This is a genomic window from Streptomyces sp. NBC_00704 (assembly GCF_036226605.1).
Classification (GTDB): Bacteria; Actinomycetota; Actinomycetes; order Streptomycetales; family Streptomycetaceae; genus Streptomyces.
The window spans coordinates 7,396,732-7,422,588 of sequence record NZ_CP109000.1 but is presented as its reverse complement, the minus strand read 5'-3'; the positions used below and the strand labels follow the sequence as shown (position 1 = coordinate 7,422,588).

Annotated in this window: 18 protein-coding genes and 1 pseudogene; 5 read left to right on the top strand and 14 right to left on the bottom strand. The window is 74.4% G+C overall.

What is annotated here, in order from left to right:
• Window positions 1-107: 107 nt before the first annotated feature.
• From OG802_RS32135 to OG802_RS32105, 7 genes are all read right to left on the bottom strand, one after another.
• Complete coding sequence (locus OG802_RS32135; RefSeq protein WP_329416232.1) at window positions 108-2,417, bottom strand: prolyl oligopeptidase family serine peptidase; 2,310 nt, start codon at window positions 2,415-2,417, stop codon at window positions 108-110.
• The gene (locus OG802_RS32130) at window positions 2,390-4,174 is read right to left on the bottom strand and encodes an N-acetylglutaminylglutamine amidotransferase (protein WP_329416231.1); all 1,785 of its coding nucleotides are present in this window, start codon (window positions 4,172-4,174) and stop codon (window positions 2,390-2,392) included. Before OG802_RS32130 ends, OG802_RS32135 begins: the two co-directional genes overlap by 28 nt.
• Before the next feature lie 124 nt (window positions 4,175-4,298).
• A complete protein-coding gene (locus tag OG802_RS32125; protein WP_329417570.1) occupies window positions 4,299-5,477 on the bottom strand; it encodes a carboxylate-amine ligase in 1,179 nt (392 codons plus the stop codon).
• 276 nt (window positions 5,478-5,753) lie between these two features.
• On the bottom strand, window positions 5,754-6,200 hold the full coding sequence (locus tag OG802_RS32120) for an SPW repeat protein (RefSeq protein ID WP_329416229.1): 447 nt from the start codon (window positions 6,198-6,200) through the stop codon (window positions 5,754-5,756).
• Between the two features lie 110 nt (window positions 6,201-6,310).
• Complete coding sequence (locus tag OG802_RS32115) at window positions 6,311-8,437, bottom strand: SpoIIE family protein phosphatase (protein WP_329416228.1); 2,127 nt, start codon at window positions 8,435-8,437, stop codon at window positions 6,311-6,313.
• Window positions 8,438-8,667: 230 nt separating this feature from the next.
• Window positions 8,668-9,540 carry an SDR family oxidoreductase gene (locus OG802_RS32110; protein ID WP_329416226.1) on the bottom strand — a complete coding sequence of 291 codons (873 nt, stop codon included), beginning with the start codon at window positions 9,538-9,540 and terminating at the stop codon, window positions 8,668-8,670.
• 150 nt (window positions 9,541-9,690) lie between these two features.
• Complete coding sequence (locus tag OG802_RS32105; RefSeq protein ID WP_329416224.1) at window positions 9,691-10,374, bottom strand: HemK2/MTQ2 family protein methyltransferase; 684 nt, start codon at window positions 10,372-10,374, stop codon at window positions 9,691-9,693.
• 186 nt (window positions 10,375-10,560) lie between these two features.
• Between OG802_RS32105 and OG802_RS32100 the strand changes: the two genes are divergently transcribed.
• The gene (locus tag OG802_RS32100) at window positions 10,561-11,031 is read left to right on the top strand and encodes a DUF6098 family protein (protein ID WP_329416222.1); all 471 of its coding nucleotides are present in this window, start codon (window positions 10,561-10,563) and stop codon (window positions 11,029-11,031) included.
• Window positions 11,032-11,183: 152 nt separating this feature from the next.
• Here OG802_RS32100 and OG802_RS32095 read toward each other — a convergent pair whose 3' ends face one another.
• From OG802_RS32095 to OG802_RS32085, 3 genes and pseudogenes are all read right to left on the bottom strand, one after another.
• Window positions 11,184-11,675 (bottom strand): hypothetical protein, encoded by a 492-nt coding sequence (locus OG802_RS32095; protein WP_329416220.1) that lies wholly within the window; start codon window positions 11,673-11,675, stop codon window positions 11,184-11,186.
• Window positions 11,672-14,194: a molybdopterin oxidoreductase family protein gene (locus OG802_RS32090; protein WP_329416219.1), complete on the bottom strand. Its 2,523-nt coding sequence runs from the start codon at window positions 14,192-14,194 to the stop codon at window positions 11,672-11,674. Before OG802_RS32090 ends, OG802_RS32095 begins: the two co-directional genes overlap by 4 nt.
• A 167-nt stretch (window positions 14,195-14,361) precedes the next feature.
• Window positions 14,362-15,617: pseudogene (locus OG802_RS32085) on the bottom strand (MFS transporter).
• A 608-nt stretch (window positions 15,618-16,225) separates the two neighbouring features.
• On the opposite strand from OG802_RS32085, the gene OG802_RS32080 reads away from it, so the two are divergent.
• The 3 genes from OG802_RS32080 (at window position 16,226) to OG802_RS32070 (ending at window position 18,926) form a co-directional block, all read left to right on the top strand.
• On the top strand, window positions 16,226-18,295 hold the full coding sequence (locus OG802_RS32080) for a SpoIIE family protein phosphatase (RefSeq protein ID WP_329416217.1): 2,070 nt from the start codon (window positions 16,226-16,228) through the stop codon (window positions 18,293-18,295).
• A gap of 77 nt (window positions 18,296-18,372) precedes the next feature.
• Window positions 18,373-18,729, top strand: coding sequence for a PRC-barrel domain-containing protein (locus OG802_RS32075; RefSeq protein WP_329416215.1), 357 nt, complete (start codon window positions 18,373-18,375; stop codon window positions 18,727-18,729).
• 23 nt (window positions 18,730-18,752) lie between these two features.
• A complete protein-coding gene (locus OG802_RS32070) occupies window positions 18,753-18,926 on the top strand; it encodes a hypothetical protein (protein WP_329416214.1) in 174 nt (57 codons plus the stop codon).
• A 133-nt stretch (window positions 18,927-19,059) separates the two neighbouring features.
• Here the strand turns inward: OG802_RS32070 and OG802_RS32065 are convergent, their stop codons facing one another.
• Both OG802_RS32065 and OG802_RS32060 read right to left on the bottom strand, forming a co-directional pair.
• Window positions 19,060-20,307 (bottom strand): cytochrome P450 family protein, encoded by a 1,248-nt coding sequence (locus OG802_RS32065; protein ID WP_329416211.1) that lies wholly within the window; start codon window positions 20,305-20,307, stop codon window positions 19,060-19,062.
• 285 nt (window positions 20,308-20,592) lie between these two features.
• Window positions 20,593-21,276 (bottom strand): ScbR family autoregulator-binding transcription factor, encoded by a 684-nt coding sequence (locus tag OG802_RS32060; RefSeq protein ID WP_329416208.1) that lies wholly within the window; start codon window positions 21,274-21,276, stop codon window positions 20,593-20,595.
• Window positions 21,277-21,696: 420 nt separating this feature from the next.
• On the opposite strand from OG802_RS32060, the gene OG802_RS32055 reads away from it, so the two are divergent.
• On the top strand, window positions 21,697-23,649 hold the full coding sequence (locus tag OG802_RS32055; protein ID WP_329416206.1) for an acyl-CoA dehydrogenase family protein: 1,953 nt from the start codon (window positions 21,697-21,699) through the stop codon (window positions 23,647-23,649).
• Window positions 23,650-23,765: 116 nt separating this feature from the next.
• Here the strand turns inward: OG802_RS32055 and OG802_RS32050 are convergent, their stop codons facing one another.
• The gene (locus tag OG802_RS32050; RefSeq protein ID WP_329416205.1) at window positions 23,766-24,590 is read right to left on the bottom strand and encodes an SAM-dependent methyltransferase; all 825 of its coding nucleotides are present in this window, start codon (window positions 24,588-24,590) and stop codon (window positions 23,766-23,768) included.
• Window positions 24,591-24,741: 151 nt separating this feature from the next.
• Entirely contained in the window at window positions 24,742-25,848 is a 1,107-nt protein-coding gene (locus tag OG802_RS32045) for an NAD(P)/FAD-dependent oxidoreductase (protein WP_329416204.1), read from the bottom strand.
• Between the last annotated feature and the right edge of the window lie 9 nt (window positions 25,849-25,857).

Sequence of the window (25,857 nt, the reverse complement as noted above, 5' to 3'; positions counted from 1 at the left end):
TGGCGGCGCGATGCCTGGGGAGGTCGAGCGCCGCCGCCTGCCTCTTGCCTTCCCCGCCCCGGCCCCCCTTCCTCCGGCCCCGGCCCGGCGCCGCCCGACCAACCCCCTCACCGGCGCAGATGGCGTTCCAGCCAGTCCGCGGCGCTGCGGCGGAACAGCCGGCGGTTGTCCGCCCGCAGGAAGTCGTGGCCCTCGTCGCGCAGGGTGAGCAGCTCGGCGGCGACGCCCCGCTCGCGGGCCGCGCGGACGAACTGCCGGGACTCCTGCACGGGCACGTTGGTGTCGTGCTCACCGTGCACGGCGAGCACCGGGACCCGCAGCGCGTCGACGCGGCTCATGGGCGACAGGGCGCGCAGCAGCTCGCGGTCGCGCTCAGGGTGGCCGTACTTGTGCGCCGCCGACTCCGCGAGCCAGGGCTCGGTGCCCGCGAAGAACGTCAGGAGGTCCGACATGCCGCAGACGGCGACGCCGGTGCGGAACAGTTCCGGGTGCCACACGAGTGAGGCGAACGTGAGGTAGCCGCCGTAGGAGCGGCCCATGACGGCCAGCCGCGTCGGGTCGGCGGGGCCGGCCGTCACCGCGTGGGCCGCGCAGTCGGCCACGTCGTCCAGCGCGGCGAAGCGGCCGGCGCCGAGGTCGGCGTCGACGAACGACCGGCCGTGGCCGGAGGAGCCGCGCACGTCGGGTGCGAACACGTCCAGGCCGCGCCCGGTCAGCTCGTGGTACAGCGGATGGAGGACCGGGCGTTCCTGTTCCTCGGGCCCGCCGTGCAGATGGATCACGCAGGGCGCGGGCTCGCCCGCGGGGCGTCCGGGCGCCCTGTAGTACCAGCCGCTCAGGGGCAGGCCGTCGCGGGCCGTGAGCCGCAGCGGGACGGGCCGGACGGGCGAACGGCCCGGGGCGACGGCGTCCTCGTCCTTCGACGACCAGGGCGTGCGCAGCAGGGACACGCCCCCGTGGGCCCACCACACGCCCGGCCGGCGCTGGGACCCGGACAGCGCCAGCAGGAGGCGTCCGGCGCCGGCCCCGGTGACGCGGGTGACGACCTCGTGGGGCAGCGGCACCGGTCGGGCGGGGCCGGTGGCGTCGGGGGCGGGGCGCCGCCCGGCGTGCGGTGCCGCGGAGGTCTCGACGAGTTCCAGCTCGCTCGCGCCCTGGGCGTTCCAGGCCAGGGCGACGGTGCGGCCGTCGTGGGCCACGGTCAGGAGTTCGAGGTCGCTGTCCTGCCGCTCCGCGACGACGGACGTCCCGGCCGGGGCGCCGTCGCCGTCGAGGACCACCGCGAGGAGCGCCGCGTACTCCCGGCCGGCGTTGCTGCGCAGCCACAGGGTGCGGCCGTCGGGTGAGAACCTGCCGATCCAGGGGTCTCCGTCGGCGACGGGCAGCGCGAAGGTCGTCGTGGAGTCGTCCGTGCGCCGCACCACCGCCTCGCGCCGGCCGCGCGGGCCCCGGCGCAGGAGCACGAACCGGCCGTCGCGGCTGAGGTCGCAGGCGCGCAGGGTGGCCGCGTGCGTCTCGGTGGTGAGCAGCACGGGCGAGGTGTGGCCGTCGGGGTCGATCAGGTACACCGACAGTCCGCCGTCGGCCCGTACGGCCGCTCCCGCGGCCGGGACGCCGCTCCGGCGGATCCCGTCCGGGTCCCCTCCCCCGTCCGTCTCTCCTCCCGCGGTCGGCGCTCCCGTCGCCGTCGCGGCGTCGTAGACGGCTCGGCCGAGGAGCGTGGCGTGACCGTCCCGGTCCGTCCAGCCGGCGGACGGGAGGACGGCGTCGGGGTGGCCGTCGCCCGGGGCGTGCTCCGGGGGCGGGCGCTTCTGGCCGTCGTCGAAGGGGCGTGCGGCGGGCGCGGCGACCGTGACGGCGAGGGCGGAGCCGTCGTGCGCCCAGCAGCCCAGGTGGGCGGTGCTGTCGGGGTCGGCGCCGGCCAGGACGCGCCGGCCGCTGCCGTCGGGCCGCACGCACAGCACGCGGGTGTGCTCGCCGCCGCCCGGTGCGGTGGTGTAGGCGATCCAGCGGCCGTCCGGCGACCAGGAGACCTCGGTGACCGGATCCGGCGAGGAGTCGAGCAGCCGCACCTCGCCGGCGCCGACCGGGCCCGCCCACAGCTGGGGCACGCCGCCCCGGTCGCAGATGAAGGCGGCCTCGGCGCCGTCGGCGGCGGCCGAGGGGTACCAGCAACCGTGCGAGCGCAGCCGGCTCACCGCGTCGCGCGGGCCGGCCGCGTCGGGCAGCGGCACGAGGGCCGGTGCGGCGGCGCACCCGGCGCTCCCCGCGTCGGCGTCCGGGGACGGCGGGTCCGCGGGCCGGGTGAGGGCAGGGCGGAACGTCAGCGCGCGCACGCCGCCCGGCGGGGCGGCGGGCGGCGCGCCGGTGCGGCCGGCGCGGTCGCCGCTCACCTGATTCCGTGTGTCTGAAGCCATATCTCCAGCAAAGCCGTCTGCCACAGGGCGTTCGCTCCGCGCTTGGTCCGGTGGTGGTCGGGCGCCGCGAGCAGTTCGTCGACGTAGGACTGCTGGAACAGCCCGCGTTCCTTCGCCTCGGGCGCCCGCAGCGCCTCGCGCACGCGCTCCAGGACGGGACCGGCCATGTGGCGGATCGCCGGGACCGGGAAGTAGCCCTTGGGGCGGTCGACGACCTCGCGCGGCAGGAGCTTGCGGCCGGCCTCCTTGAGGACGCCCTTGCCGCCGTCGGCGAGTTTGAGTTCAGGCGGGCAGGCGGCGGCCAGTTCCACCAGCTCGTGGTCGAGGAAGGGCACGCGGGCCTCCAGGCCCCAGGCCATGGTCATGTTGTCGACGCGCTTGACGGGGTCGTCGACCAGCATCACGTGCGTGTCGAGGCGCAGCGCCGCGTCCAGCGCGGTCTCGGCGCCGGGGACCGCCATGTGCTCGCGGACGAAGCGTCCCGAGACGTCCTCGGGGGGCAGCATGTGCGGCTGGAGGATGCGGGCGAAGTCGGCGTGCGGCCGGTCGAAGTAGGTCTCGGCGTACTGCTCGGGTTCGTCCTCGCGGGCGGCCGCGGCCAGTTCCGGGTACCAGTGGTAGCCGGCGAACACCTCGTCGGCGCCCTGTCCGCTCTGCACGACCTTGACGTCCTTCGACACCTGTTCGGACAGCAGGTAGAAGGCGACCACGTCGTGGCTGGTCATCGGCTCGCTCATGGCGGCGATCGCCCCGTCCAGGGCGGTGGAGACCCGGTCGGAGGGCACCATGAGGCGGCGGTGGTCGGTGGCGAACTCGCGGGCCACGAGGTCCGAGTAGCGGAACTCGTCGCCCTCCTCCCCGCCCTCCGACTCGAATCCCACGCTGAACGTCATCAGGTCGCGCTGTCCCTCGTCGGCGAGCAGCGCCACGATGAGGCTGGAGTCCAGTCCGCCGGAGAGCAGGACGCCGACCTGGACGTCGGAGACCATGCGCCGCCGCACGGCGGTGCGCAGCCCTTCCAGCACGGCGTCGCGCCATTCGTTGGCGCCCATGCCGGCGTGCTCGGGGCGGCGCGTGTACGAGGGCTGCCAGTAGCGGTGGTCGCGGTGGGAGCCGTCCGGCTCGACGACCCGGACGGTGGCCGGGGGCAGTTTGCGCACGCCGTTGAGCACGGTGCGCGGCGGCGCGACCGTGGCGTGCCAGCTGAGGTACTGGTGGACGGCCGTCGGGTCGAGGGAGGTGTCCACGTCCCCGGCGGCGAGGAGCGCGGGCAGCGACGAGGCGAACCGCAGGCGGTCCGGCGTCCCGGACAGGTAGAGCGGCTTGATGCCGAGCCGGTCGCGGGCCAGCACCACGCGGCCGCTGCGGTGCTCGACGAGCGCGAAGGCGAACATGCCGTGGAAGTGCTGGACGCAGTCGGTTCCCCACTGCAGGTAGGCCTTGAGGACGACTTCGGTGTCGGACGTCGACGCGAAGCGGTGGCCGAGGCCGCGCAGTTCGTCGCGCAGTTCGCGGTAGTTGTAGACGCAGCCGTTGAAGACGCCGGTGATCTCGCCGCGGGCGTCCGTCATCGGCTGGGCGCCCAGGTCGGACAGGTCGATGATCTTCAGGCGGCGGTGTCCGAGGGCCACCGCGCCCCGTGTCCAGACGCCGTGGCCGTCGGGTCCCCGGTCGGCGAGGCGTTCGCTCATGCGCTCGACGGCCGCCAGATCAGGGCGTCGGCCGTCGAAGCGGATCTCTCCGCTCAGACCGCACATGGCGTACCGCCCCCTTTCCGCGGACAGGCGTGAGCCCGGGTCGTGCTGGTGGACATGATGAAGCCCTTTCTGAGCGGTTCGGTGAGCGGGTGGGACACGGGTCCGCGTGCCGGCGGCCGGGCCGTCAGCGGCCGATGGCCTGGGTGACCTGGGGCAGCGCCCGGGGGCGGGCGGCGGAGCGGGCGCCGCCCGCGGGAACGGGTCGCGTGGCGCCGCGGTGCGCGCGTTCGCCGCGTGTCTCGGCGACGAGCATGTCGACGCAGGCCAGGAGGTCCTCCTCCTGGGCGGTGCGGCGGATGCGGCGGGCGGCGCTGCCGTCGGCGAGCGCCTGGTGCGCGAGGGTCCGCACGGTGTCCCAGTCGCCGTGGGCCTCCAGCGCGGGACGAAGCCGGGCGAGGAGCTTGCGCAGCACCTGTTCCGCGGGCGCGTCCCGGTGGGTCTCCGGGTCCACGAGCGTTCCTTCGAGGCCGGAGCGGGCGGCCCGCCAGGCGGCGCCGCGCAGCCATTCGTGCCGGCCGTCGCAGTGCGGCTCGCGGCCGGATTCCAGTCGCTCGCGCGCCTCGGTGACGAGGGCGCGGAAGAGGCCGGCGACGAGCACGACGGTCTCCGCGCGCGGGCAGGCGTCGCAGATGCGCAGTTCGAGGGTGCGCAGGTGGTCGGAGGGGCGGACGTCGTAGTAGATCATCCCGGCGTCGCTGATCACGCCGGCCCGGACGAAGTCCTGCACGGCGGCGTCGTACTCGGCGGCGTTCGCGTAGCATCCGGCCGGTCCGGCGGTGGGCCAGCGCTGCCAGAGCAGGGTGCGCCAGCTCGCGTAGCCGGTGTCGGCGCCCTGCCAGAACGGGGAGCTGGCGGAGAGGGCGAGGAGGACGGGCAGCCAGGGCGCCACCGTGCACATGGCGCGTACGGCCGTGTCCCGGTCGGGGACGTCCACGTGGACCTGTGCGCCGCAGATGAGCTGTTCGTCGGCGACCTTGCGGTATTCCTCGCTCATGTGGAGGTAGCGCGCGTCGGCGGTGGGGCGGGCGGAGGCGGCCGGGGCCAGCGGGGCGGTGCCCGCGGCCATCACGGCGAGCCCGGAGGAGGCGGCCGCCCGGTCGAGGCGCCGTCTCGTCCCGGCGAGGTCTGCGTGGAGGTCGTCGAGGGACGTGTGCACACCGCTGTTGGACTCGACCGTGGACCGGTGCAGTTCGGTGGTGAAGGTCCGTTTGGGGAGCCGTCGCAGTACGGCGTCGGCGCGCGGCACCAGGAGCCCGCTCTCCACCTCCAGGACGTGGAACTCTTCTTCCACTCCGATACGCATACTCACGTTCGCTCCTCGGGATGTGCCCGAATGCCCGCCCAGCGGTCCGTTCAGTGGTCGGATCCGTGTGCCGAGCGGATTCGGCGGCTGATTGCCCCGACCGAGTTCCCCACATACCGTCACATAATCTACGCAGCGCGCACGTCTGTCGCGACCGCTTCTCAGACGAGCATGGCGGGGCGCGCAGAACGCCGCGCCACCCCTGTCCCCGCGCACGTCCCGGCACAGGGGCAGCCCGGACCGGTTCGCGCCGGGTCCGGGCTGTCGCGGCGTGCCCTACGGCATGGACCTCCCTCGCTCGCCCCGCGAGGGACCCCGGTCGTTCGCGATCGCGCTCGCCGCCATGCCCAGCAGCAGGCCGACGATCCCGACGATCACGTTGTTCACCACCGTCCTGGTCGTGCTGACGTCACCGGCGACGACCCAGGGCGACACGATGGTCCACGCGCCCAGCGCGCAGGCCGCCCACGCCATGCTGTGGGTGCGTTCGTAGGCGCGGCCGAAGCCGCCGCTCATCAGCAGGGCGTACGCGATGCCGACGATCAGGTTGTTCACCGCGAGCGCGGACAGGTTCTGGAAGCCCGCGATCCAGGGGGAGGCCGCCAGGTAGACGCCGGTGAGCAGGGCCAGGGCCTCGACGGCCTGCGCCTTCGGCGTGCTGGTGGCCCGCTCCGCCATCTCATGACGGTTGCGCATGGCGACGATGTCGGGATGCGTTTCCATCGACGACCTGGGAGAGGTTGTCACTCCGATCACCTCCGAGTGGCTTCGGGCGGTCTGTGCGGCCCACGGGTACCCCCGACTCCGGTCGCTCCAATCGTCCCCACGCCCATTCATCGGTCCGGCTGGAGCAGAAGGAGCGCGATGTCGTCGGTGCGCTGTCCGACCGCCTTGCCCTTCCTCAGCAGGTGGTCGATGAGCAGTTCCAGGTCACGGTCGTCCGCCGAGCCGAGCAGCCGTGCCAGTTCGGCGATGGAGTCGTCGAGGTCGACGCCCGGCGTCTCGACCAGGCCGTCGGTGTAGAAGGCCAGCGTCGAGCCCGGGGGGATCGGGAACTCGGTGACGGGGAAGACGGCGTCGGGATCGATGCCGAGGAGAGGGCCCGGGACCAGGCCGACCGGCGCGGTGGCGCCGTCGGCGAGGCGGAGCAGGGGCGGCGGATGCCCGGCGCCGGCGAGGCTCACGCGGCCGCGGGCCAGGTCCAGGTGGGCGTAGAGGCAGCTGGTGAACAGGTCGGGCGCGAGGTCGGTGAGCAGCCGGTTGGTCCGGGCGAGCACCTGGTCCGGTGACGCGCCCAGGGTGGCGTGGGCGTAGACGCCGGTGCGCACCTGCCCCATCAGGGCGGCGGCGGCCACGTTGTGCCCCTGTACGTCGCCGATGACCGCGGCGGCCGCCGTGTCGCCGAGCCGGATCAGGTCGTAGAAGTCCCCGCCGATGTCCATGCCCCGGGTGGCGGGCACATAGCGGGCCGCGACCCGCAGACCGGCAAGCTGGGGAAGGGTGCGCGGGAGCAGGGCCTGCTGGAGGCCGTGGGCCAGCTCCAGCTTGGTGTCGTAGAGGCTGGCCCGGTCCAGGGCCTGGGCGACCAGCCCGGCGAGGGACGTCAGGACGGCCCGTTCCTCGGACGGGAACGCGTGCGGCCGGTCGTAGGACAGGACGCAGCAGCCCACGGGACGTCCGGAGATGATCAGCGGCAGGAACGCCCAGGCCTGCTTGCCGCTGACCAGCGGCGCCTCGGGGTAGATGCGCCGCATCTCCCCGGGATCGGCGAAGAACGCGGGAATGCCGCTGCTCAGGGCCCGGCCGGCCGGTGTGAAGTCGGTGTCGAGCGGCAGGCCGTCGAGACGCTCGACGGTCTCCCGGCTGTAACCGCGGTGGCCGGTGATCCGCAGCCGGCCGGCGTCGGCCCGGGACAGCACCAGCCCCTGCGCGCCGAAGGCGGGCATGATCTGGTCCGCGACCAGGTCGATGACGTCCTGGACGCCGACGACCTCGGTGAGGGCGGCCGCCAGGTGCGTGAGCTGGTACAGCCGTCCGGCGCGGGCCGGCGCCACGGAGCGCGAGGAGCGGACGGGCTCCGCGGGGGCCGGGGGCTGCTCACCGCTGGGCAGGATGCGGGCGCTGATGCCGCTGGCGTCGGGATACAGGTGGATGTCGAGCCAGTGGCCCGGCGGGCGGCACACGGTGAACGAGACGGGCTCACGGCTGATCACCGCCGCCCGGTAGCGGTCCTCGTAGGTCGGGTCGTCGAGCCAGCGCAGGGACTGCCACGGCAGTGTACCGAGCAGCAGTCCGGCGTCGCAGCCCAGCAGTTCGCAGGCGCCGGAGCTGAGGTAGGTGAGGCGTCCTTCCAGGTCCAGCGAGCAGCTGCCGCCGGGCAGGCGCTCGGCGAAGTCGGCGGCGGCCATCGCCGGGCCGCCCGGGCTGCCGGTCCCGGCGGTCACCACGCGCGGCCGGTCGCCGTCGGCCGGGCCGCGGGCGGCCGGGCTGCGGCCGTGCGCGTCGGCGTCGTCCAGCAGCCGGGCCAGCCGCCCGCAGCCGGACGCGATGTTGCCCCTCTCCCGCGCGGTCATGTACGGCGGCCGGGAGGCCGGCCAGATCAGCAGCAGCGAGCCCCAGCGGCGGCCGCCCGTGACCGGCGCCGCGACCAACGCCAGCGGGAAGGGCAGCACCATCGCGGTGCGCGGGTAGGAGCGGGCCATCTGCTCCTGGCTGCCCACCCACACCATCCGGTCTTCGCGGACCGCCTCGGCGACCGGCGCGGGAGCGGCCATGGAGACGTGCGTCCACGGCGCGGCGAACTCGGCCGGCGCCCCGCACAACAGGCCGAGGCGCAGCAGCCGCCCGCCGGGCTCGAGGAGGAACAGGGCGCCGATGGACGCGCCGGTGCGACGCACCGTCTCCGCGAACTCGGCGTCCAGCTCGCCGTCGCCGACGGCCGGACCGGCCGCGCTGGTCACGAGGCACCTCCAGCTTCGGGAGGGGGAGGTCCCGGAGGGCCGGCGCCGGCCCCGCGCTCCCCTCGGTGCGCGAACGGGCCCGCCGGGCGTGCCCGGTCCCCGCCCCTACAGGGACGCTACGCCCGCGGCAGGCGGTCGGCACGCCGTCCGGCACGGGCGTCCGGGCCGGGCGGGGCGCCGGGCGGGGCGCCGGGCGGCCTGCCTCGGCCGCCGCGCGGGCGGTCGCCCTGTCACGGCAGGGGGGTGCCCCCGGTGGCGTTGAGGATCTCCGCCGTGATGAAGCTCGCCCGCGAGGAGGCGAGGAAGACGTAGGCGGGCGCCATCTCGGCCGGCTGGGCGGGGCGTCCCAGCGGGGACTGCTTGCCGAACGCGGACGTGTCCGGCATCGTCGCCGGAATGAGCGGCGTCCACACCGGGCCCGGCGCGACCGCGTTGACCCGGACGCCGTCCCCGGCCACCATCTGCGCGAGCCCCTGGGTGAACGTCACGATGGCTCCCTTGGTCATCGCGTAGTCCAGCAGGTGCGGGCTGGGCTTGTAGGCCTGCACCGACGTGGTGTTGATGATCGAGCCGCCGGCGGGGATGTGCGGCAGCGCCATCTTGCACAGCCAGAACATGCCGTACAGGTTCGTCCGTACGACGCGGTCGAACTGCTCCGTCGAGATGGCGCCGATGCCGTCGGGCTGCGACATCTGGTAGGCGGCGTTGTTGACGAGGACGTCGATGCGCCCGAACTCCTCCACGGCCCGGTCCACCAGCGCCCGGCACTCGTCCTCCGAGCGGATGTCGCAGGCCACCGCGACGGCCCGGCGGCCCGCGCCCTCGACCAGGGCGGCGGTCTCCCGCGCGTCCTTCTCCTCCTCGGGCAGGTGGGTGAACAGCACGTCGGCGCCCTCCCGGGCGAACGCGAGCGCCACCGCCCGGCCGATGCCGGAGTCGCCGCCGGTCACGACCGCTTTGTGGTCGCGCAGCAGTCCGCTGCCCTCGTAGGACTCCTCGCCGTGGTCGGGCGGCGGGTCCATGGGGCCGGTCCAGCCGGGATGCTCCTGCTCCTGGTCCGGGAAGTCGGGGCGGGGATGCTTGCTGGTGGGGTCCTCGGTCACGTCTGTTCCCTCCTCGGTCCTCGGCCCTCGGTCCTCGGTTCTCGGCCCTCGGTCTTCGGTCTTCGGTCTTCGGTCGCTCGGTCTTCTTCCGGCATGCTCCGGGGCGCGTTCTCCGCGTGCTCCGGACGGGTCACGGGCGGGGTCGCCCGCTCAGGCGCGTTCGGCGCGGACGACGACCAGTTCCTCGCGGTCCTCGTCGCCGTCCAGCAGGCCCTGCTGGACGAGCCACCGCCGCCGGGAGCGCAGCACGGGCCCGTAGGGCACGGCGGCCCGGTCGGTGACCGTGGCGGTCAGCCCCGCGTCGGCCAGTCGTTCCAGGGTGGCGTCGGTGCCGCACAGGCTGGAGTGGACGAGCAGCAGAGCGCCCCCGGGGTTCAGGACCGAGGGCGCCTCCGCGCAGATCCGGTCGATGAACGCGCGGCCGTCCCGGCCCGCGTCCCACGCGCGGGCGATGCCGCGCCGCGGCAGCGTCACGTCGGGCGACGGCACGTACGGCGGATTGCTCACCACGAGGTCGTACGAGCGGCCCGGCACGGCGGTCGTGAGGTCGCCGCGGCGAAAACGGACCCGCTGGCCGGCCATCAGGGCGTTGATCCGCGCGGTCAGCACGGCGAGCCGCGAGATGTCCACCGCGGTCACCCGCGCGCCGAGCCGCGCGGCCTGCACGGCGAGGGCTCCCGAGCCCGTCCCCAGGTCCAGCACCTCGGTGGCCGCGCCGATGTCCTCGCGGGACAGGGCGCGCGTCAGCAGCCTGGTGTCCCACTGAGGGGCGTACACGCCGGGCGGGGTGAACGCCGGAACCTCGGACTGAGGCGCCCATGCATCCGCCGTCATCGCACTCTCCGTTCCGCAGGGCGCCCTCATGACGGGGCGCGGCTTTCCGAAACACTGGGTGCCCAGGCACAGGCTCTCCACACACGCCTCTCTCGTCCCACCAGGCGATCGGGTGTGAGGAACGGCGCGTGTGGGGACCTGGTGACAGCGCGCACCACCCACCGAGCGAACAGGACGGCCGGACCCATGCCAGGCACCCCGTCGATGCCCGTCTACACCTCACTGGACGAGCTGACCGAGCTGGTCACCGCCCGGCGCGGCCTGTACGTGCGCTGGTCGCTGGGCCCCGCACGCGACCTGGCCTCGGAGTCCAGCACGGACGAGTTGACCGGCGTGCCGATGCCCGGGCTCTCCGCGAACACGCTGGACGTCGAGGAGTGGTGGGGCGACCGGCCCGCCCGCGTGTGGGTGGCCCGGCGCCTGTACGACTATTCGCACCTGCCGCGGATCAAGGACGCCCGGACCCGCCCCTGGGTGCTGACGGCGCGCGAGACCGGCCGCGGGCCCGACAACGAGCCGCTGGTGGTCGACGTCCGGCCGCTGGGCTGGATCGACCGGCGGGTGATCGCGGAGGCGGACCGGGTCATCCGCGGACAGCGCGGCTCGTGGGGGCCGATGAGCCGCGAGAACGCCGCCGGGCGGCGGCCGCCGCGGTGACGGCTGCCCGAGCGGTGCGGTGACGGCCGGGCGAGCGGTGCGATCAGCGGCGTGTCACCCCGGCAGGTGACCAGCGGGAGGTGATCACCGGACTCGGCGCCGGACCGCGGCAGGATCCGGGCACCGCCAGGACGCCTGCCTTCACAGGCTCGTCACAGGCTCGTGAGGATCTGCGGGGCGAGGTTCTTGATCATGGTGTTGGTCCAACGCATCTGGCGCAGGGTCTGCGGGTGGCACTGCGAGACGAGGGCCAGCAGATCCGCGTCCCGGCCCGCCTGTGCGGCCTGCGCGAGCATCTCCCAGTGCAGGGAGTTCTCCGCCGCGCCGAGGTGGAGCTCCCGCAGGTCGCGCAGGAGCAGCAGGCCGGGCTCGGGCCGGTGGGCCATGGCCTCGGCCGTCTTCTCGCGCAGGGCGGACAGGACGCCGGCCGTGGACGCCCCGGAGGAGCCGCTCAGATGGATCCCCCGGCCGTCGGCGGCCTCGGACAGGCGGGCGACGTGTTCGCGCGACCAGGCGGCGAGGTCGGTGGCGACATGGTGGATCTCGTGCTCGGTGCGGTGGCGTTCGGCCGCCGCGGTGAGCTGCCCGGCGAGGTGCTTCTCGCCGTGGTGCAGGGTGCGCAGGGTGAGGTTGACGCCGTTCACCGGTTGCCCCTTCCACTGGTGGTGCCGGGGGTCACGTCGGCCGTCTCCGTGGCGAGGGCGGCCGCGCCGCCGACCGTGGGCGGCGCCGCGTCGGCGCGGGCGGGGGCCGAGGCCGTGGTGGTCGGGGCGGGCGCGGGGCGTCCGCCGGCGCGTTCCACCAGGCGCAGTGAGGCGGCGGCGGTCTTGAACAGGGGCTGTTTGGAGGCCGGGTCCCAGTCGGTGACGGTCGTCTCGTTGGCCGCGCGCCCGGGTTGCCCGGCGCTCGGGCCCTCGCCCGCCGCGGTGTCCCAGTATCCGTAGTGGAAGGGCACGAACAGCAGGCCCGGCCGGATGCCGGTGACGCGCAGCCGGCCGCGCAGGGCGCCGCGGGGGGTGCCGACCTCGACCAGGTCTCCTTCGGCCAGTCCGAGGTCGTCCGCGTCCGCGGCGGACGCCTCCACCCACACGTCGGGGGCGGCCGCGTTCAGCTGGGGCGCCCGGCCCGTCTTGGTGCGCGTGTGGAAGTGGTAGAGGGTGCGGCCGGTGGTCAGCTGGAAGGGGTGGTCCGCGTCGGGCGTCTCGTGCGGGGGGCTGTAGGCGGCCGCCCTGATCACGGCCTTGCCGTCCGGGTTGAGGGAGCGGTACTCGACGGGCTCGTCCGAGGCGCCGGTCTCCAGGTCCTTGCCGTAGCTCTCGCAGACGTCGGGGTGCGCCCAGGTGATGCCGTCGGTGTAGAGGCGTGGCGTGCCGTCGGGGGCCTGCTCGTTGCACGGCCACTGCACGCCGCCGGCGTCGCGCAGCTTGTCGTAGGTGATGCCGGTGTAGTCGCACGGCCGGCCGGCGCTGCACCGTTTCCACGCCTCGAAGGCCGACTCCGGGTCGTGCCAGGTGATCAGCGGGCCGCCGTCCTTGTCGCGGAAGTCCATGCGGGCTGCGTAGTCGAGGAAGACGTCCAGGTCCGGGCGGGCCTCGCCGGGCGGTTCGACGGCCTTGCCGGACAGGTGCACGGTGCGGTCGGCGTTGGTGGCGGTGCCGGTCTTCTCGGCCCAGGTGGCGGCGGGCAGCACCACGTCGGCGAGCTGGGCGGTCTCGGTGCGGAACAGGTCCTGCACGACCACGAAGAGGCGCTCCTGCCGCAGGACCGAGCGGATCCGGGACAGCTCGGGCAGCGACACCGCGGGGTTGGTGCCGCTGATCCACAGCATGCGGATCGAGCCCTGCTCGGCGTAGCGGAAGATCTGCATCGCGTGGGTCGGCGGGGCGTAGTGCGGGATGGTGTCGGGCTCGACGTTCCACACCTCGGCCAGGTCGGCGACGTGGCTGTCGTTCTGCCAGTTGCGGAATCCCGGCAGGTCGCCGTCGGCGCCGCATTCGCGGGTGTTCTGCGCGGTGGGCTGGCCGTTCATCTGGAGCACGCCGGCGCCCGGCCGCCCCAGCATGCCGCGGATCAGGTGCAGGTTGTTGACCTGTACGGCGGCGGCGGTGGCCTGGTGGGACTGGTAGACGCCCTGGAGGACCGTGGAGACCAGCCGGTCGGCCGTGCCCAGGATCTCGGCGGCCTCGACGATGCGGGCGGCGGGCACGTCGCAGACGGCGGCGGCCCACTCGGGGGTGCACTCCTTCACGCGGGACGCGAGCTCCTCGAAGCCGACCGTGTGGGCCTCGATGTAGTCGTGGTCGACCCGGTCGGTGCGGATGATCTCGTGCAGGAGCGCGTTGAGCAGGGCCACGTTGGTTCCGACGCGCGGGGCGAGGTGCACGGCCGCGCGCCCGGCCACGCGGGTGGGGCGCGGGTCGACGCAGATCAGCCGGGGCGGGTCGCCGCCCTCCAGACGGTCGAGCAGCCGCATCCACTGCACGGGCTGCGTCTCGGCGATGTTGTGCCCGAAGAGCGCGATCACGTCGGCGTGGTCGAAGTCGTCGTAGCAGCCGGGCTGGCCGTCGCAGCCGAAGGACTCCTTCAGCGCCTCGCCGGCGGTCGCGGTGCACAGGCGGGTGTTGCCGTCCAGGTGGTTGGTGCCGATGCCCGCCCGGGCCAGGACCGCCAGCGTGTAGTACTCCTCCAGGAACAGCTGACCGGAGGTGTAGAAGCCGATCGAGCCGGGTCCGCGTTCCTCCAGCAGCTCCCGCGAACGGGTCACGATCCGGTTCATCGCGGTGTCCCAGTCGCACTCCACCAGGCGGCCGCCCTCGCGGATCAGCGGCCTGGTCAGCCGGTCCCGCGACGCGTTGGCCTGCCAGCCGAACAGGTCCTTGGGGCCGAGCCGGCCGCGGTTGACGCGGTCGTCCGCGCGGCCGCGCACGCCCACCATACGGCCGTCCGCGACGGCGACGTCCATGGCGTCGCCGTCGGAGTGCAGGATCGAGGCGGCCTGGACCCACCGCTGCACCTGGTCCGGTGCGACGCCGGCTTCGAGATGGGTGTCCACGCGCGGGGGCCAGGAGCGGTGGCGGTCGTAGGGGGTGCGTCCGCCCCACGGGTTCTCGATCCGGTCGACCGAAGCGACCGTCGCGGGCTCTTCCTTGCGGGCTTCGTCCATCCCAGCCTCCTGGTACCGCCGACGACGCCCTGCGCGTCGACCGTCCCCCGGTACCCCTTGGAGCGATCACGTAACACCGCGGTGAGCGGCGGGGTCCGCGGCCGGCGTCGGCACGGGCCGGGCGGACGGGGCGACCGCCGCGGCCCCCGGACCGGTGTCCGCGCCGGTCAGGCGGCCGTGTCGAGCGCCTCGCGGCCGGCGAGCTCCCCCGGCCCGAACGGCACCGTCACCGCGGGCGGGGTGCGCCGTGCGTGCACGGCCAGTGCCGCGGTGATCGCCACGGCGGCGAGCAGTCCGCCGCCCACGAGCGCGCCGCGGGCTCCCGCGACCTCCATGAGCAGGCCCAGCACGGGCGGGCCCGCCAGGCCCCACACGGTGCCGATGGCGCTCCACACGCCCAGGACCCGCCCGCGCAGGTGCGGCGGCGGGTCGGTCTGCAGGACGGTCGTCCCGGCGGTCTCGGACACGGACTCGGCCGCCGCCATGGGCAGGACGAGCACGAGCAGGACGGCCAGCGAGGGCGACAGTCCGGCCGCCGCCTGGAGAACCGCGCCCACGGCCGCCAGCACGCCGACCAGCCGTACGGAGGGCCGCCGCAGCCGGGCGCCCAGCACGGCGCCCACGATCCCGCCGACGGCCAGGACCGTGGAGACGGCGCCGAACGAGCCCGCGCCGAGCGCGAGCGGCCCGGTGACCAGTACGGCGAGGGTCAGGCCGTAGTTCCGGCCGAGGACGGCGCTGACGCCCGCGATGCCCGCGAGGGCCACCAGCCGGGGCCGGCGGGCGAAGAACGCGAGCCCCTCCCGCACGGTCATCTCCGGCTGGTCCGGCCCCTGCGCCCGCCCGGCGGCGGGACGGGGTTCCTGGGCGGCCGGCCGGTGCACGGGCCGCAGGAAGGGGATCACCGAGGCGACGAAGAGGAACGACAGTCCGTTGGCGGCGTAGGCGGCGCCGCTGCCCAGGAGGCCGACGTCACCCCGGCCAGCGCGGTCCCGAGGAGCCGGCCCGCGCTGTGGACCAGTGCGCCCACGCCGATCGCGGAGGGGAGGTCCGCCGCCGGCACGAGGTCGTTGCCGAGCAGGGCGCAGGCCGGCGCGTCGACGGTGGCGATCGTGCCGGTGACGGCGGCCAGCACCAGCAGGGCCGTCATGTCGATCCGGTCCAGCGCCACCAGCAGGGCCGTCGCGAAGGCGACCGCGCCGAGCAGGAGCTGGCTGACGGTGGCCGTGACCCGGCGGGGCAGCCGGTCGACCGCCGCGCCGCCCGCCACGCCCGCCAGCAGCGCGGGCGCGGCCTGGACGGACATGGACAGGCCGGTGGCGGCGGCGGAGCCGGTCACCTGGAGGACGAGCAGGTTCTGCACGGTGAGCTGCATCCAGGTGCCGGTGTTGGACACGAGGTTGGCCAGCGACCACCAGCGCATGCCGCGGTGCCGCAGGGACCGCCACGGCGAGCGGGACGGGGGCGCGGCGGACGGGGGAACGGGGCGGGGGGCGCGGGACACAGGCATACCAGAGGGCGAGGCGACGGGCGGGGAGCGCGGCGAACCGAGGAACGCCGGCGGCACTGCACGGCCGCTCCACCTTGTCGGTCACGGCGCGGACCATCGTGACAGACGGCGCCCGCGAGGCGTCGCCCGTACCGCTCGGTCCGCAGGGCTTCCGGGGGGCAAGTCGCGGGGCCTGCGGGGCAGTTGCGGCCGCCCGTGCGGTTGCTCACACGGTTGCTCACACGGGTCCTCGATCCGCGCCTGCGCCGGGACCCCTCGTACCGCCGTTCGCGTGGCTGTCGGCGCTCGTCGCCCCGGGCCGCGCTGCCGGTCAGCGGCGACACCGGGCTCGCGCGTCTCGCGGTGGCGCACGCGACGCTCACAGGTCCGGCGGGCGGGGCGCAGGCGGGCACGGGCGCGCGCGGAGTCGGAGGCGCGGCCGCGCTGTCGTCGCCGTCTCGGGCGGAACACCGTCGGAACCCATTCTTCCGGATATGGTGTTTTCGTGTGCAATCCTGCCCGCCCTCTGGGGAGGTCAAGCGATGGGCGCTCCTCACCGGGCGGACCAGGCGGTCGAACAGCCCTCGGACGCGGTCGGATACGCCGGCGTGCTGCGCGAGCTGCTCCCGATCGCGCTGTGGCGGGAGGACGCGCACGGACGCATCGTCGAATGGTCGCTGGCCGCACAGGACCTGCTCGGCTTCCGGCCGCAGGACGTGCTCGGCCGTCCGGCCTCCGGCCTGCTGGTCCCGGAGGGCAATCACGAGCTGGCCGACCAGCTCACCCATCGCGTCCAGGGCGGGGAGACGGTCGTGGGCACCCTGTCGGTGCGCCATCGCGACGGCCATCCGGTCACCATGGAGACCTGGATCGTGCCGGCCGCCGACGCCCAGGGACGGCCCGGCGCCCTGCTGATCGCGGTGGAGACCTCCGAGGTCCTGCGCATGCGCGATTCGCTGGCGGCCCTGGAGAGCCTGTTCAGCCAGTCGCCCATCGGCCTGGCCACCCTCGGCACCGACCTGCGGTTCCTGCGCGTCAACGACGCGCTCGCCCGGATGAACGGGGTCTCCCCCGCCGAGCACCTCGGCAGGCGGCTGACGGAGGTCGTGCCCGGCGTCAACGCCGTGGCGTTGGAGAAGACCATGCAGGACGTGCTGGACAGCGGCAGGGCCGTCGTCGACGTCCGCCGCACCGGCCGCACCGCCTCCGACCCCGACCGGGAACGGACCTGGTCCTGCTCCTACGCCCCGCTGGTCGACGGCAGCGGCCGGACCCTGGGCGTGATCGCGTCCCTCATCGACATCACGGAGCGCCAGCGGGCCGAGCACGACGCCGAGCGCGCCCGGCGCCGCTTCGCCCTGCTCGCGGAGGCCGGCACCCGCATCGGGACGACGCTGGACCTGTGGCAGACCTGCGAGGAGATCGTGCGGATGCTGGTGCCCCAGCTCGCCGACTCCGCCGACGTGCAGCTCCTCGACGACGTGATGAGCCCCGACGAGTCGACGGAGGCCACGCGCGGGGTCATCCGCCGGATGGCCGCCCTCTTCCCCGACCCGGCCGCCCCGACGGCGCGGCTGGTGCCCGGGATGACGTCCCAGCTCGAGCGCGGCTCGCTCTACGAACGCGTCATCGCCGGCGGGCGGCCGACCAATCTGTACCGGTCCGACGTCCCGGCGCTGGTCCCCGACCCCCGCGCGGAGGAGCTGCGCGCCTACCTCATGGGGCTCGGCTCGGCGCGGCTGATCCCGCTGATAGCCCGCGGCAAGGCGCTCGGCGCGGTCGTGGTGACGCGGGTGCGCGGCCGTGAGCCCTTCGACGAGCAGGACTGCGTGCTGATCGACGAGCTGGCGGCGCGCGCCGCCCTCAACATCGACAACGCGCTCATGTACACCCGCCAGCGTGCGGCGGCCCTGACCCTGCAGCGCAGTCTGACCAACAGCGCGCTGCCCGCCGTCCCCGGCCTCGAACTGACGGGACGCTATCTGCCCGCCAGCGAACACGACGTCGGCGGCGACTGGTTCGACGTCATCGCGCTGCCCGAGGAGCGCACCGGACTCGTCATCGGGGACGTCATGGGGCACGGGATCCACGCGGCGGCGATCATGGGTCAGCTGCGTGCGGCCGTGCGCACCCTGGCCCGGCTCGGCATCGACCCCGCCGACATGCTCCGCTCGCTGGACGACCTGGTCGCCGACATGGGCGAGGACCAGCTGGCGACCTGCGTCTACGCCGTCCACGATCCCGCCTCCGGCGGATGTCTCGTGGCGAGGGCCGGTCATCCCCCGCCGGCCGTGGCGTCGCCCGACGGCGCGATCACCTTCCTCGGCGGCTCGCCGGGCACTCCGCTGGGGACCGGAGGACGGGACTTCGGGATCGAGGAGGTCCCGCTGCCGCCGGGCGGGCTGCTCGTCCTCTACACCGACGGGCTGATCGAGACCCGGGGCGCGGACCTCGACCAGAGGCTGGCCCGGCTGGCTGCGGCCCTGCGCCGCCCCGGCCGGTCGCTGAGGTCGCTCTGCGACGACGTCCTCGCGCACATGCTGCCCGTTCCGGCCCAGGACGACGTCGCCGTGCTGATGGCCCGGCCGCAGTGGCCGCGGCCGGCCGCATGACGGCCAAGACGGCCATGACGGCCACCTACGGGCATCGCGGGCGGCAACACGGGTACCCGCACGTCCGGGAGGTCCTCATGTTCGAAGCCGGTGACATCCGTGAATGGCGTGGCCACGACGTCGTCGATCCGCACGGGCACAGGATCGGCGCGCTGGAGTCGGTCTACGTGGACACCGGGACGGACAGCCCCTCCTTCGCCACGGTGACCGTCGGACTGCCCACCCGGCGCCGCCTGGTGTTCGTGCCCCTCACGGGCGCGACGGTCGGTCCGGGCTATCTGCGGGTCGTCCACGACAAGAACGCCGTGAAGAAGGCCCCGGCGATCGACGTCGACGGCGAACTGCCCGCCGAGGACGAACCGAAGGTGTTCGCGCACTACGCACTGGACTACGTGCCGGGCGCCGGCGGGGAACGACGCCTCGCCCGCCGCTGACGACGAGACCGCCGGGAGAGCCGATGAGCCTGTTCCTGTTCCTGATCCTCGCCGCCCTCGTCCTGGGCATCATCGGATTCGCGGCCCACGGGCTGTTCTACCTGCTGATCATCGGCGCGCTGGTGCTGCTGGCCGATCTGGTCTACGCCGCCGTCCGGTTCCGGCGCGGCGGACGCAGGCACCGCGTCACCCGCTGAACCCACCGCCGCGGATGCGCGAACCGGGGCCCCCTGACGCCGCCCGGACCGGCACGCCGATCCCTAGCGGCTCGCCCCCGGCCCCGAGACCCCGCTCACGCTCTCGGCCGGGTCGGGACCGAGTGGCGCTCGCTCAGCGCTCCCGCGGGGCGAGCAGGACCGGCAGTGCGCGGTGACTGTTCATCAAGAAGCTCGGCATCGGCCGCAGTTCGTCCGCCGCGCAGGCGAGCGTCAAACGGGGGAAGCGGTCGAAGAGCGCGGCGAAGGCGCTCTCGGCCTCGACCGCGGCGAGCGGAGCGCCCATGCAGCGGTGCGGTCCGTGGCCGAAGCCGAGGCTGTCACGGCCCGTGCGCAGCAGGTCGAAGCGGTCGGCGTGCGGTCCGTGGCGCTCGGGATCGCGGCCGCCTGCCGCGAAGGAGACGAGGATGGACTCGCCCTTGCGGATCAGCACACCGTCCAGATCGATGTCCTCGACGGCGAACCGCATCGGCGAGTACGCCCCGGGGGTGTGCACCCGCATCGTCTCGGACACCACGTCCTCCCAGGTCGCCCGGCCCTCCCGCACGTGGTCCAGCTGTTCGGGCGCGAGCAGGAGCGCCGCGACCGCGTTGGTGATCAGCGCGGCCGTGGTGTCCTGACCGCCGGCGATCATGAGGAAGAGGGTGCCCAGCAGCTCCTCCTCGCTGAGCCGGTCGTCCTGGTCGCGCGCCTGGATCAGCAGCGACGTGAGGTCGTCGCCGGGCTCGGCGCGCTTGGCCCGCACCAGCTCCGACAGCCGGACGAAGGCCTCCAGCCGGGCCGCCTCGACCTCCTGGCCGCTGTTGGTCGTGCCGAACACGGTGTGCAGCGCCGTGCACAGGGCGTCGGTGTCCGCGCCCTGCTCCACCCCGAACAGCTCGCAGATCACCCGCATCGGCAGCAGCTCGGCGAACCGGGCTCGCAGGTCCACCGGCGCCTCCGGCCCCTCCGGCCCGTCCGGCCGCGCGAGCGAGTCGACGAGTTCGGCGGCGATCTGCTCGACCCGCGGCCGCAGCGCCTCCGAGCGGCGGGCGGTGAACGCCCCGGCCACCAGCCTGCGCAGCCGGGCGTGCGAGGCGCCGTAGGCGAACAGCATGTTCTCGTTGGCCACCCACGGGTAGAGGGGCCACTCCTCGGTGATCCGGCCCTCGATGAAGTCGGGCCAGTGCAGGCGCGCGTCCTTCGACACCCTCGGGTCGGTCAGCAGCCGCTCCACGTACCGCTGGCGCACCACCGCCCAGGCGCCCACTCCCCCGGGCAGCTCCACGCGGACCGCCGGTCCCCCGGCGCGCAGCATCGCGGCCTCGCCCGCGAGGTCACGCCCCGTCACGTCGAGGGCGTAAGGGCACGCAGTCGCATCCATGGTCGTACTCCCCGGTTTCGTCTCGCACACGTCGGCATGGTCACGTGCCGGGAGCCCGGAGGCTTCCCCCCGCCCTCCCACGGGAGCGCACGACGGCGTCCCGGACAACGTCTCCCCTCCCCCTCCCCGCGGCATGTCCCGCTCAACCCCCTGCGCCCCACCGCCCTCGTCCGCCCCACCCGCCCCACCCGCCCCACCGCCAGCGTGCCCGCCCGGCCGTCCGGCCGTCCCGAGCGCCGCTTCAGCCCTTCCGGGGCGGCGGGCCCGGGGCGCCGTCGGCGGCCTTCACCCGGCGGCCTGGGGCTGCGCCCCGCCCCAACCGGCCTGCACGGCCTCCTCGTAGACCCGGGCGCCCCGGTCCGGAGCGGTGTCCAGCTGCAACAGCACCGCGGGCACGGCGACCCCGGCCATCAGATGGCGCTGAAGGTCCGTCACCCGCTGGGGCAGGTCCGCGTGCCCGGTCATGATCTTGGACAGCACCTGCACCCCGGTGAAGGCGCCCACGAACATCCGCGCCGCCGCGTCGACGTCGACGTGCGGCAGCAGCTCTCCCCTGTCCTTCGCCCGCCCCAGCAGCTCGGCGTTGCGCGCGATCCATCCGCGCATCGGCGCCTGCCGGTCCAGTCCGTCGCCGAGCGCGCCCTGATCGACCGTCAGGCGGATGCTGCCCCGCACCAGCGGATCGCCCACCGACAGCAGGTGGGCCAGGACGAACGCCTCGTCCAGCCCCTGTTGCAGCGTCAGCTTCCGCTGCGGCACGGCCGGAATGGCCCCCAGCTGACTGGCCAGCACGGCCTGGGCGAGGGCCTCCTTGGAGGAGAAGTGGAAGTACAGCGCCCCCTTGGTCACACCGGCCCGGGCGAGGATCTCCGAGATCGTCGCCGCTTCGTACCCGACCTCCGCGAACACCGCCGCGGCCGCGACGAGGACGGCCCGTCTCTTCCGCACGGCCCGTTCCTGGAGCGCCACGCCCTACCTCCGAGATAGCTCCCGCGATTCAGGCTCCGGAATATACCGACACGTTCGGTCCGCGCCACCTCGCCGGATCCCGGGCCCCGCACGCTCCGTGAGAGCATCGCAGCCCCGGCCCCCGGAGCGCTTCGGGAGCGCCCCCGCGCCGCGGTCCGACCGGGCGGAACCGGAAACCGGCGGTCCCCCAACGGCCGTCCCGGCCGAGGCACTCCTCCCCCGGCCTTCCCGCGACCACCAGGGACAACTGCCGTACGCCGGGCCTGCCTCCGGCGCGTTGACCCATCGGTTCACGCCATTCTCGGCACAGGTGTTTGCCGATTTCCGACTTGATGAGCAAACCGGGAGGTCCGTATCTTCTGGCTCATCGGGCATCCAGACGTCCGCGTTCCGAATCCGCGACCGACGGGGGAGAAGGTCATGGCCCTTCTGGCATTCCACGACGCAGAAGGCCCCACCGGGCCCCGCCCGGCAGAGCGCGCCCCGGGCACGGCCGCACCACGAGCGCCCTCCCCCGGGCCGACCGGCCCGTCGGCGGGCGTGCCGGACCTGTCCGCCGAGGGCACAGCGGACCCCGGGGACGCCGTCACCCGTGAGCTGACCCGGCTGCTCTTCGACGGGAACGGCGACCGTGAACGGGTCCACGCCCCCTGGCGGCGGCTCATGGCGCGGGACGCCTTCCGCCACCGGCCCGGCCTGACGCCCGCGCAGCGCGCCGCGCAGTCCTACGACCGGCTGCGTCTGGTCAACGACACGCTCGACGACCCCGTGTCCCTCGCCACCGACCCGGCCCTGCTCACCGCCCTGCACGAGTGGGCCGCCATCGTGGACGGGGGCGGCGGCCTGACCACCGTCGCGAGCATCCATTACAACCTCTTCCTCGGCAGCATCCTCGACCACGCCGATCCCGCGTCGAGGAACCTGGACGACTTCGCCTCGCTGCGCCGCGTCGGCACCTTCCTGTGCACCGAGCTGGACCACGGCAACGACGCCGCCGCGCTGGAGACGACCGCCCGGTACGAGCCCGCGACCGGCGGCTTCGTCCTGCACACCCCGCATCCGGGCGCCGCGAAGTTCATGCCCAACACCAGCGCCCTGGGCGGCCCGAAGTCGGCCGTCGTCGCCGCCCGCCTCCTCGTCGGCGAGCGGGACCAGGGCGTCTTCCTCTTCCTGACCCCGCTCACCGACCACGACGGCCCCCTCCCCCATGTCACGGTCGAGCCCCTCCCGCTCCGGCCGAACGCCCCCGTCGACCACTGCCTCACCTCCTTCGACCACTTCCCGCTGCCGGGCCGCGCCCTCCTCCAGGGCGAGCACGGCCGCCTCGACGCCGACGGCGCGTTCACCAGCAGCCTCGGCAACCGCCGCAAGCGGTTCCTCACGTCGATCGCCCGCGTGACCGCGGGGAAGCTCTGCATGAGCGCGGCGGCCGTCGGCGCCTCCCGCGCCGCGCTGGCCATCGCCGTCCGGTACGGCGACCGGCGCCACGTCAGCGGAACGCGGCCCGACCGGCGCGTCCCGGTGAACACCCACCGCACCCACCACGGCAGGCTCCTGGAGGCCGTCGCCACGACCTACGCCATGACCCTGCTCCACCGGTCCCTCACCGCCGCCTGGGCCCGCCACAGCGTCGACGACCGCGACGACCTGGAGCGCCTCATCGCCCTGGCCAAGGCCTGGACGACCTGGCAGGCGCGCACCATCGCCCTGGAAGCGCGCGAACGCTGCGGCGCCCAGGGACTGCTGCCCGCCAACCTCCTCGCCGGCTTCCCCGAGTACATCGAGGGGACCATCACCGCGGAGGGCGACAACCTGCTCATCTCCACCAAGGCGGCCGCCGAACTCCTGCACCGTCCGCCCGCCTCACCGGTCGCCGCCCCGGGCCCGCCCGACCTCGCCGACCCCCGGTTCCTGCGCGACCTGCTCGCCCACACCGAGCACGCCTTCCACGCCCAGGCGAACCGCGCGCTCCGCGGCGGGCCCGCGCACGATCCGCAGGGCCGCTGGAACACGGCCTCGGGCCCCGCCCTCCAGCGCGCACGCGTCCACACCGTCCTGGAGGCGGCCGACGTCCTGCTCGCCGCCCTGGCCGGCGCCGCCGGCGGACCCGCCCACGGCGTGCTCGGCGACCTCACGGCCCTCTTCCTGCTCGGCCAACTCGCCCCGCACACCGGCCTTCTGCTGGCCGACGGCCATATCGCCGCGCAGCACGTCCACGAGTTCCCCGTGGTGATCGACGACCTCACCCACCGCCTGCGGCCGCATCTCACCACCCTCACCCGCGCCTTCGACCACCCGCCCGAGTACCTCGACGCGCTGCCGATGCTGCGGGACGACGCCGTAGGGCGGCACGCGGCCGACGCCGTGACGTAGGCCGGGAGTTCTCCGCGCGCGAGACCGGCGGCCCGCGCGGGCCGGGCCTCGCCGACGGGGGGCCGGCCGGTGCGGGAAGGGGGGCGGAGGCGGTCAGCGGCGGGGCCGGTGGTCGGTCACGGCTTGCGGCCCACGCCGCAGTACGCGTCGACGTCGGCGGCGAAGTCGGCCGGATCGGCGTCGTCGGGCCGCCACTTCGTCACCTGGACGATCCCGGGCTCCACCAGCTCCAGCCCGTCGAAGAACGCACCGATCTCGTCGACGGAGCGCACGTGGTAGGGCACGGCGCCGCTGGCGTTGTACGCCTCCGACGCGGCGATCATGCCCTCGCTGGTGGCCGTGCTGTCGCTGATCACCAGATGGCTGCCCGACGGCAGTCCCGCCATCAGCCGGCGCACGAGTGCCCGGGCCTGCTCGTGGTCGGCGACGTGGCCCAGGGTGTTGAGGATCATCAGGGCGACCGGCCGGGACAGGTCCAGCGTGTCCGCGGCGGCCGCCAGCACGGCCTCCGGGTCGTACAGGTCGGCGTCCAGGTAGGCGGTCCTGCCCTCCCTGGTGCTGGTCAGCAGGGCGTGCGCGTGGGCGAGCACGACGGGGTCGTTGTCGACGTAGACGATCCGGGAGTCCGGTGCGACGCGCTGCGCGACCTCGTGGGTGTTGTCGGCGGTAGGCAGACCGGTGCCGACGTCCAGGAACTGGCGGATGCCCTCCTCCACGGCCAGGTGGCGCACCGCGCGCCCCAGGAAGTGCCGGCTGGTGACCGCCACGTCGACCAGACCGGGGAAGATCTCCTTGATCTCGTCGCCGATCTCCCGGTCGACCTCGTAGTTGTCCTTGCCTCCGACGAAGTAGTCCCAGAACCGCGCCGAATGCGGCTTGGACGTGTCGATCCGGCCGGGCGTCGCGGACGGAGCGGGGGTCTGGGCGGGAGATTCCGGCACGGCTAGGCCTCCTGGGGCACGTCGGTGATCAAAGCACCAACGTAGGCCGACTTTCCTTCCGCACAGGCCAGTTGACAGCGCCTCCGTCGCCCCGGAGCCATTTTTCGGCCAGTCGGCGCCCGGTCCCCCGCGGCCCGGCGGATCCGGCGGATCAGGCGGCCGTGTAGCCGAGTTGCCGCCTCATGTACGGGGTCATGAGCGTCTTCGCCTTGGCCAGCACGGAGGTCCGGCCGCCGAGCACCGCGCTCTCACCGCCCGGCACGGGCAGCAGCGTCATCCCGTCGGCCGGGCCGAAGGGCACGATGAGCGGGGTGCGCCGCAGGGGCCGGTAGAGGCGCGGCTCCCTGCGGTGCCGGCCCGAACTGTTCAGGTGGGCGCGGATGTTGTGGGCGGCGAGGTCGGCCTGGGCGAGCGCGGTCGGGGTGACCTTCAGCTCGCTCGCGTCGTTGACGTCGCCGACCGCGAAGACGTCCGGCCACCCCTGGACCCTCAGCCTGCGGTCGACCTTGACGTGGCCGCTTGCGGTGAGCCAGTCGCCGTGCCCGGCCAGGCGCAGCCAGAGCGTGTTCGGGGTGGTGCCGGTGGCCCAGAAGGAGAGGTCGGCGTGGAGGACCCCGCCGTGTGCGTCGCGGTAGGCGCCGAAGTCGTTGCCGGGCGACATGAACGAGTCGAGGCGGACCTCCACGTCGTGTGACTCCAGCCACTCGAGCGCCCTGCGGCCGGCCCGTTCGCTGCCCGTGCCGTGCAGCAGCATCGGTCCGGAGTGGGCGAGGGTGACGCGGGCGTCCGGCCGGGCCAGCCGGATCTCCGCGCTCAGTTCGACGCCCGAGGGGCCGCCGCCGACCACCAGTACGTGCCGGGCGGCGGCGACCTTGCGCTGGTGCCCGGCGAACGACTCGATCGTCTCCTCGGCGGAGACGCCGGTGAAGCGCGCCGGTTCGGGATAGTCGGCGCCCGAGGCGATGACGACCACGTCGTAAGGGAGCCGCTCGCCCGTCGCCAGGACGACCTGCCGTGCGTCGGTGTCGATGCGCACCGCCTTGCCCACGACCATCCGGCCCTCGCGCAGCAGCCTGTCGTACGGGATGAAGGGCGTGAGCGACCACTCCGGGCGCACACCGGCCCGGAGGGAGGCTATGCGGTGGAAGAAGACCTCCTTGCGGTCCACCAGGGTGACCCGCGCCGTCGCGTCGAGGCGTTTCGCCAGACGGACGCCCGCATAGCCGCCACCGATCACCACTACGTCGCCGTCGCGCACGCGCGTCTC